This is a genomic window from Gemmatimonadaceae bacterium, assembly GCA_036003045.1.
Classification (GTDB): domain Bacteria; phylum Gemmatimonadota; class Gemmatimonadetes; order Gemmatimonadales; family Gemmatimonadaceae; genus JAQBQB01.
The window spans coordinates 34,687-42,849 of record DASYSS010000103.1; the positions used below are offsets into that span (position 1 = coordinate 34,687).

The 8,163-nt window shown below is 66.1% G+C and carries 7 protein-coding genes and 2 tRNA genes; 8 read left to right on the forward strand and 1 reads right to left on the reverse strand.

Annotated features, from left to right (window positions below):
- Positions 1–36 precede the first annotated feature (36 nt).
- The 8 genes from VGQ44_22575 to VGQ44_22610 all read left to right on the forward strand — a co-directional run bounded on the left by VGQ44_22575 (position 37) and on the right by VGQ44_22610 (position 5,872).
- Entirely contained in the window at positions 37–1,695 is a 1,659-nt protein-coding gene (locus VGQ44_22575; GenBank protein ID HEV8449626.1) for an NAD(P)H-hydrate dehydratase, read from the forward strand.
- The gene (gene thiL / locus VGQ44_22580) at positions 1,692–2,621 is read left to right on the forward strand and encodes a thiamine-phosphate kinase (GenBank protein ID HEV8449627.1); all 930 of its coding nucleotides are present in this window, start codon (positions 1,692–1,694) and stop codon (positions 2,619–2,621) included. Before VGQ44_22575 ends, thiL begins: the two co-directional genes overlap by 4 nt.
- Entirely contained in the window at positions 2,621–3,379 is a 759-nt protein-coding gene (locus tag VGQ44_22585; protein ID HEV8449628.1) for a lysophospholipid acyltransferase family protein, read from the forward strand. Before thiL ends, VGQ44_22585 begins: the two co-directional genes overlap by 1 nt.
- 61 nt (positions 3,380–3,440) lie before the next feature.
- Positions 3,441–4,721: a phosphopyruvate hydratase gene (gene eno, locus VGQ44_22590; protein ID HEV8449629.1), complete on the forward strand. Its 1,281-nt coding sequence runs from the start codon at positions 3,441–3,443 to the stop codon at positions 4,719–4,721.
- A gap of 3 nt (positions 4,722–4,724) precedes the next feature.
- Positions 4,725–5,045, forward strand: coding sequence for a septum formation initiator family protein (locus VGQ44_22595; GenBank protein ID HEV8449630.1), 321 nt, complete (start codon positions 4,725–4,727; stop codon positions 5,043–5,045).
- A 363-nt stretch (positions 5,046–5,408) separates the two neighbouring features.
- The gene (locus VGQ44_22600) at positions 5,409–5,579 is read left to right on the forward strand and encodes a hypothetical protein (protein ID HEV8449631.1); all 171 of its coding nucleotides are present in this window, start codon (positions 5,409–5,411) and stop codon (positions 5,577–5,579) included.
- 89 nt (positions 5,580–5,668) lie between these two features.
- Positions 5,669–5,742: transfer RNA gene (locus VGQ44_22605), tRNA-Met, on the forward strand.
- A gap of 56 nt (positions 5,743–5,798) precedes the next feature.
- Positions 5,799–5,872, forward strand: a tRNA-Met gene (locus tag VGQ44_22610).
- A 62-nt stretch (positions 5,873–5,934) separates the two neighbouring features.
- Here the strand turns inward: VGQ44_22610 and VGQ44_22615 are convergent.
- Entirely contained in the window at positions 5,935–7,824 is a 1,890-nt protein-coding gene (locus VGQ44_22615; protein HEV8449632.1) for a protein kinase, read from the reverse strand.
- Positions 7,825–8,163 lie beyond the last annotated feature (339 nt).

The following is an 8,163-nucleotide window of genomic DNA, read 5'->3' on the forward strand; positions in this document are numbered from 1 at the left end:
TTAGACCGACCCCGCCCCCGCCGCCACCGACGCGTCGTGCGCCCTCTCATCCGAGTGGTCACGAGTGCGGAATCCGCGGCCCTCGATTCCTCGACAATCAATGCAGGCGTTCCTTCGCGCGCGCTCATGCAGCGTGCCGGCGCCGCGGCCGCGTCGGAGATGGGACTTCGATTTCGTGATCGTCTGGAGTCGGGCGTCCTCATTCTCGCCGGTCCGGGCAACAACGGCGGCGACGCTTGGGTCATCGCGCGCGCGCTGAACGGGGTCGGAGCTCGCGTCCGAATCATCGAGCCCGTCGCGGCCGCCACGCCTGACGCGCGCGCCGAACGCGCTCTCACCATCGAAGTGCTCGGCGATGGCGCGATCGTTTCTCTCGAGCAGGCGAGCGTCGGCGGAGAATCGGTCGTCGTCGACGGCTTGCTCGGCACCGGCTCGACCGGCGCGCCGCGCGGCGAGATCGCGAAAGCCATCGCGGCGTGTGCGTCGGCGCGCCGACGCGGCGCCACGGTCGTCGCCGTCGACGTTCCGAGCGGACTCGATGCCTCGACCGGCGAAACTCTCGGGGAATTCGCCGGCGCCGATCTCACGCTTACCTTCGGCTCGATCAAGCGCGGCCATTTGGTGAATCGCGAGGCATGCGGGAGCATCGTTGTTCTCGACATTGGTTTGACTGGGACCGCCGCGTGGCCGATTGGCCGTGATGCCGGAACCGCAGTCATGCAATCGCGGCCTCCTGGCTCGCCGGCCCACCGGCTCCCGGAGTTAGTCGACGAGGCGTGGGTCGCCGCGCAGCTCCCACCGATCGCGTGGGACGCCCATAAGGGCACGCGAAAAAAGCTCGCGATCATCGGCGGCGCGCGCGGAATGGCCGGGGCAAGTGTGCTCGCGGCACGTTCGGCGTTGCGCAGCGGCGTTGGTATGGTGAAGCTCGTCGTCGCCAGCGAGAGCGTTCAACCCGTTCAAGAAGCCGAACCACAGGCGCTCTGTGCCGCGTGGCCCGCCGACGACGACGCACTTCACCGCGACGTCTTGTCGTGGGCCGACGCACTCGTCATTGGGCCCGGCCTGGGACTCGGGCCGGACAGTGAAGCGCTTCTCCACCGAGTGCTCGATGCGTGGAAGGGTCCGACGCTCATCGACGCGGACGCGATCACGCATCTCGCCAAACGGCGCGAGGAGCTTTTCCAGACGCTCTCCGGCCGACCGACCCTCGTTACGCCCCACGTGTTCGAGTTCGCGCGGCTGTCCGGCGCCGAACCGGCCGACATCTTGGCAAACCGCTTCGAGATTGGCGCCGATCTCGCGAAGCACACCGGGGCGACGATCCTCCTCAAGGGTGTTCCGACGGTCATCACCAGTCCCGCCGGCGATCGGCTCGTGAGCGCCGCCGGAACTCCCGTGCTCGCCACAGGCGGCAGCGGCGACGTATTGAGCGGCATCGCGGGAACTCTGTTCGCTCAAATCGGTGATCCACTTTGCGCCGGTGCCGCCGCCGCGTGGGTTCACGGACGAGCGGCCGAACGAGCGAGCGTCACGGGTGATGGCGTCGTTCGCGGCCTCTCACTCGACGACGTCGTCCGCGAGCTCCGCGCGAGCTGGCATTTCGACACTCGACCGGCGCGCTATCCAGTTCTCACCGAACTTTCGCTGTCCGGTCCACGCGTCCACCCGTCCACCCGTCCACCGGGTCGATGACCGCCAACACTCCACTGGGACCCGGCGCCGAGTTCGACGCCATCCGCTCGATTCTCCGCCGACTCGGTCCGCGCGCGAAGGGAATTGGCGACGACGCCGCCGTTCTCGCGGTTCCACGAGGCGACTCGCTCGTCGTCAGCGTGGACAGCGTCGTCGAAGGAAAGCATTTCGGACCCGGCTGGCTCACGCCGCGCGAGATTGCTCGCCGAGCCGTCGTCGCGGCGCTCAGCGACCTTGCCGCGATGGCGGCTCAGCCGCTCGGCGTCCTCGTCGCGATGGTGCTTCCGGAGGCGTGGCGTGCGGAGCTCGATTCCTTAACCGACGGCCTCGCCGACGCCGTGTCGAACGCGAATACCTTCGTGCTCGGCGGCAATTTGAGCGACGGCAGTGAGCTCTCGATCACCACGACCGTGCTGGGTTCGGCGTTCGCACCGCTCACGCGGCGCTCCTCACGCTTGGGTGATCGCGTGTACGTGACCGGCCGACTCGGCGCGCCTCGCGCGGCGGTCGAGCGTCTCGAGCGCGGCGAGTCTCCGGGCATCTTCCGCGAACGTTTCGCGGACCCGGCTCCTCGCCTCGACGAGGCTCGCTGGCTCGCCGACCATGGCGCGAGCGCGGCCGTCGATATTTCCGACGGTCTCATCGCCGATCTCGGCCAGCTGAGCGCGGCGAGCGGCGTCCTCATCTCGATCGACGCCGCGCGCGTTCCCTGTTTTTCCGACGTGAACACGGACACCGCGCTCTCGAGCGGAGAGGAATACGAGCTGATCGTCACGTCACCGGTCGCATTCGACACCGCCGAGTTCGCGAGACGGTTCTCGCTGGATCTCACGGAGATCGGCCGCGTCTCGCCTGGCCCCGCCGGCGTCGACGTGACGGGCGCGCGCGTTGCCGCCGTGTCTGGGCACGATCACTTTTCGAATTGATGCGAAGTCTCTTCGTCGGCCTCGTCGCTCTGCTGATGACAGCCGTGCTCGCCCCGGTCGTCATCATCGCCGGACTTTTTCGGGTAAAGCAGGGCCCGGACTCGATCTACGCGCGTTGTGTCCGCCTCTGGGCTCGCTCCGTCAACTGGTCGGCGGGCGTACGCGTGCGCGTACACGGCGAGCGTTTGCCGGCCGGTCAGGGCGCCGTCTACTGCGCCAACCACGTGAGTTGGTTCGACATCTTCGCGCTCGCCTCCGAGGTGCCGTGGTGCAGCTTCATCGCCAAGTCGGAATTGCGGAAGATCCCGCTCTTCGGCTTTGCCGCCCAAGTCGTCGGCATCGTGTTTCTCGACCGTGACAACCGAAAGGCCGCATTCGAGTCGTATGAGATGGCCGCCGGCGCGGTCAAGGGAGGGCGGTCGATCATCGTGTGCCCCGAGGGGACGCGCGGGTTCGACTACCATCTCCGTCCCTTCAAGAAAGGACCGTTCGTGTTCGCCATCGCGTCGCAGGCCCCGCTCATCCCAACCATCGTCCACGGGGCGCGCGAGGTCATGCCCAAAGGGTCGTTCCGGATTCGCTCCGGGGTGATCGACCTACATTTCCTCGATCCGATTCCGACGGAGGGTCTCGACTACGAGGCGCGGAGCGAGTTGACGACGACGGTTTGGTCGGTGATGGACGACGCGCTCCATCGTCTATACGGCGTCAGTTCCTCAGAGCGCGCCATCGCCGCCGCCGGCGAACGCCAAGAGTGAAGACACCGTCCACTTGTCCACCAGTCCACCCGTCCACCAGCTCGCCGTTCTTCGCACTCGAATGATCACCATCACGGAAATCAAAGCCCGCGAGATTCTCGACAGCCGGGGCAACCCCACGCTCGAGGCGGACGTCATCTGCTCCAACGGCACGACGGCCCGCGCCGCGGTGCCGAGCGGCGCGAGCACCGGCGAGCACGAAGCCGTCGAGCTGCGCGACGGCGATTCGGATCGATACGGGGGAAAGGGCGTCCTCAACGCCGCGCAGAACGTCGAAGAGACGATCGCACCGGCGCTCATCGGCCAGACGGTCACCGACCAGCTGGCGATCGACGGGGCCATGATCGAGCTCGATGGCACGCCCAACAAGTCGAGCCTCGGCGCGAACGCGATGCTCGCCGTGTCGTTGGCTTGCGCGCGCGCCGGCGCGATGGCCTCGGGACAGCCGCTCTATCGATACCTCGGCGGCCCGCTCGCGCGCGTGATGCCCGTGCCGATGATGAACATCCTCAACGGCGGCGCGCACGCCACCAACAGCGTGGACTTTCAGGAATTCATGATCGTGCCGGTCGGTGCCGAGTCGTTCGCCGAAGCGCTTCGTATGGGCGCGGAGGTATTTCACTCGCTCAAGAAGGTGCTCGTGCGCCGCAAGCTGGCGACGGGCGTCGGCGACGAAGGCGGGTTCGCGCCCGATCTGCGCGACGACGAAGAAGCGCTCAAGGTGATCCTCGAGGCAATTGATGCAGCCGGCTATACGGCAGGGAAGGAAATAGCCCTCGCGCTCGACGTCGCGGCGAGCGAGCTGTACGCGGACGGCGTCTACACGTTCAAGAAGAGCAGCGGCGCGAAGAAGGACGCGCAGGGGATGATCGAGCTGTATCAGAGCTGGCTCGACGAGTATCCGATCGTATCTATAGAAGACGGCCTCGCCGAGGACGACTGGGACGGCTGGGCGAAGCTCACGTCCGCGCTTGGCGACCGCTGTCAGTTGGTCGGCGACGACATTTTCGTCACGAATACGGAGCGTCTGGCGCGCGGCATCGAGAGCGGCGTCGGCAACGCGATCCTCATCAAGGTGAACCAGATCGGCACGCTCAGCGAAACGCTCGAGGCGATCGAGATGGCGCGCGCCGCCGGGTATCTCTCGATCATCTCGCACCGCTCGGGCGAGACCGAAGACACCTTTATCGCCGATTTGTCCGTTGCGACAGGGACGGGTCAGATCAAGACCGGCTCGGCGAGCCGCACCGACCGCGTCGCGAAGTACAACCAACTGTTGCGCATCGAGGAGGAGCTGGGCGCGTCGGCCGAGTTCCCCGGCGGCGCGCTGTACGGCCTGTAGGAAATGGCGTCGGCGATGGCGCCGGTGCTGAAGCGTCTCGGCATCGCCGTGCTGGCGGTCGTGGCCGTCTGGTTCGCGATCGAGGGCGGGGAATTCAGCACGCTCGATCTCTTCCGCCAGCGCAGCGAGACCGCGCGCATCACGAAGTCGATCGACTCGTTGCAGCACGTCGTCGATTCCCTCAAGCAATACGCCGACAGAGTCCAAAAGGACCCCGCGACGCAGGAGCGCATCGCGCGCGAGGTGTTCGGCATGGTGCGGGGGAACAAAGAACTCTTATATAGGTTTACGACACCGGCGGATAGCGCGGGCCGGAAACGGTAGATTCGGGTCGTCGTGCGGCACGCTTCGCGTGGCCGCTCGGACGAGACGTTCCTATCCTGTCGTCCTCGGTGAACGGCGTGAGCAGTGGAAATCGCCTGAATGGCGCCGTGTGTGGAGCGACGTCGACCGCGACGGCGGGTGAGGACACGCCGGGGGCTCGGCTGGGGTAGTTGGAATTGCCAGGGTGGCGACTCGGTCGTCGACTAGAGAGAAGCGGTCACCGGTCTCCGGTCACCGATCCCCGAAACACAGTCAACTGACGTAGAATGTGCCGCGCCCCGCGAGTGACCGGGTGTTAGGATTCAAGTAGGACTCCCGCCGAAACCCGTTCACCAGACCACCCGTCCACCTGTCCACCCTCCCATGGACGACAAACAACTCCAGAAGCTGGTCCGCCAGAACGCCGCGAAGGCCGCGAAGCTCACGAAGGCGCGCGACGGCCGCCAGTTCGACAAGACGCTTCCCAAGCCGCCCGAAGACGCGGACATCGAGCGGACGAAGTTCTTCAAGGAAATGAAGAAGCGCGAGTTCTGAGGCTCGGCGCGGCACGACGCGCGCCTGTCGAACTCGTTGGAGGGGCAAACTTGACACCCTCCTGGTGAACCTTAGTTTTCTGATACTGCCGCGGGGTGGAGCAGCCTGGTAGCTCGTCGGGCTCATAACCCGAAGGTCGCGGGTTCAAATCCCGCCCCCGCTACTGAACGGCCGGTCCCTAGGGACCGGCCGATTTGTTCTAGGGCATGAGGGAAATGGGGCAGGGTAGCTCAGGTGGTTAGAGCACGGCACTCATAATGCCGGGGTCGTGGGTTCGAGTCCCACCCCTGCTATCGACGAGCCAATCACTTCCGAGTGATTGGCTCGATTCGTTCGGTGGTGAGCATGACAGCGTTTACGGTTTTTTCGCCTCGAGATCCCGCAACTCGTCCGCCGCGTTCAGGACGTAGCCGATCTCTCGTGACAACGCTCGGGCCTGTTGCGTCGCGCTGGTGATTCCGCTGAGTGCCGAGTCGAGGCCGGACGAGCGGACTTTGAGCAGGTCGAGCGCGAGATTCTGCAGGAGCAGGCCGGCGCTCTCGTACTGCTCGAGCAACTTCACGCGCGACGCTTCCAGTTCGGCGACCATGTCACGCTGCCGGCGCCACAGGTTCAGTCGGCGCTCGCGATCGGCGGCGTCGCCCGGCTGTGCTTCGAGTTGGGCGATGCGCTCGTCGAGCGACTTCGCGCGGTCGGTTCCGATCTCCACGTCGAGACGGTGGAGGGTGGGCGCGAGTGCTTGAATGCGCGCGAAAAGCGCGTCCGCGGTCGGTTTTACCTCGGGCAGCATTTTTCGCTCGGTGTCGCTCAGCCGGTTGATCAACTCCTGAACGCGCGCGTAGTCGGAGGTCGCCTGCCGAAGCGTTGCGCCATGTGGGCTCGCGAGCACGGCGGGGTCAGTCGACGGCGCGGCGCTGGTCGGAGCACCAGCCGGCAATCCGGCGGGCACGAGATCCGGTGGCAGTTGCCGCCCGAAAATCGATGTAATCGGCACCCCGTCGGCCCAGAGGCCGCCCAACTCTTTCGCTGCGCCGAGACCCATGCCCAGCACAGGGAAGATCGCCCACCAAAAGCCATCCCCGGTCATGTAGTTGATTCCAACCAGGAAGAGGCTGGTGGCGACGTAACCCACCACGCGCGTGCGAAACGCACGCACACGTTCGGGGATTGACAGCGCCTGTTGTTTGGCCTTGCGTTTGGCCTCGCGTCTGGCGCGCTTCGAGGCGGCGCGTTCCTCCCAACGCGTCGTCGCCTCCTCGATCGCCCGGTTCCGGAAGTCGGCGATCGCTCGGCTCCCCAAGTCAGTGCCAAAACTCAACTCATTCCGCACCGTTGACGCCGACACGGATGAACGCGACGACGCCAACGGAGCGACTGGAGCGCCGTCGAGCGCGGCGACGACATCCTGGCCGGTGGCGAATCGATTGGCCGGGTCCTTCTCCAAGAGCTTGAGCACGATCTGCTCGAGATCGCGCGGAATCTCCGCGCGGTGGTTATGCGGCGGAACCGGCGTTTCAGTGACGTGCTTCATCATGACGGCCGGCGTACTGGTGCCGGCGAACGGCGGCTGGCCGGTCAACATCTGATACGCCATCGCGCCGAGCGAATAAAGGTCGGACCGACCGTCGATGTCCCGGTCACCCGCGCACTGCTCGGGCGACATGTACGCCGGTGTCCCCATCGACACGCCGGTCGCCGTGAGCCGAGTTCCTTCAGCGCCGCTCGCCGCACGCGCGATACCGAAGTCGGTGATCATTGCCCGGCCGGCGTCGGCATCGAGCAAGATGTTGTCGGGCTTGATGTCGCGATGGACCACGCCATTGCGATGCGCGTAGCCGAGCGCATCCGACAGCTCGCGAAGGATGCGGCGAACGTCGTCGATCGGCAGCGCGCCACTCTGGCGCAGCCGATCGCCCAGGCTGCCGCCTCGCACGAACGCCATCACGAAGTAAACGAGCCCGTCGCGTTCGTCGACGCTGAAGATTGGAACGATGTTGGGATGATTCAGTTGCGCGGCGGTTTCCGCCTCGCGCAGGAACCGAGAGCGAATGTCGGCCCGAAAGGCCAGGTCGGGCGGCAGGAGCTTGACGGCGACGCGTCGCTTGAGCCGCGAATCAAGCGCGCTGTAGACGACGGCCATCCCGCCGCGACCAAGCTCTCGATCGAGCTCGTACGCCGGCGCTAGCGCCCGCCCGAGTCGGGCTGAAAGGTCCGCGTCGGAGATCGATGACGTTGGCTCGGTCACCGGACCTCGGGCGGCGCCGCGAGACTGCTGGTCGGCATCACCCAAACCTACGCGGCCCCCCCGTCGCCGCCACTTCCGCGACGCACCACTGAGTGGAGAGGCGCGCGGCACGGCGAGCCGAAGGTTGCACGAAAGTGACAGCCGCAGTGCACGGACGACGCGGTTTTGACTGCACCCAAGACTGCACCCTAGTCATGCCTTTTCGTTCCTCGTGCTGCTGCGCAGTTCCTCATGTTCAGAGGGAAGGGGAGTCGCTCGATCGGTTGTCGCCGTAGACGTCGGACGTGCCGAGCGCGATGCGGAACGGCAAGCGCGTTTGAGGGAGGACCGAGTAACCGG

What these genes read in the sequence shown, in the direction of transcription:
- VGQ44_22600 (HEV8449631.1), top strand. Translation starts at nt 5,409, where the DNA reads ATGGACGACAAACAACTCCAGAAGCTGGTCCGCCAGAACGCCGCGAAG.
- thiL (HEV8449627.1), top strand. Translation starts at nt 1,692, where the DNA reads ATGACCGCCAACACTCCACTGGGACCCGGCGCCGAGTTCGACGCCATC.
- VGQ44_22595 (HEV8449630.1), top strand. Translation starts at nt 4,725, where the DNA reads ATGGCGTCGGCGATGGCGCCGGTGCTGAAGCGTCTCGGCATCGCCGTG.
- eno (HEV8449629.1), top strand. Translation starts at nt 3,441, where the DNA reads ATGATCACCATCACGGAAATCAAAGCCCGCGAGATTCTCGACAGCCGG.
- VGQ44_22585 (HEV8449628.1), top strand. Translation starts at nt 2,621, where the DNA reads ATGCGAAGTCTCTTCGTCGGCCTCGTCGCTCTGCTGATGACAGCCGTG.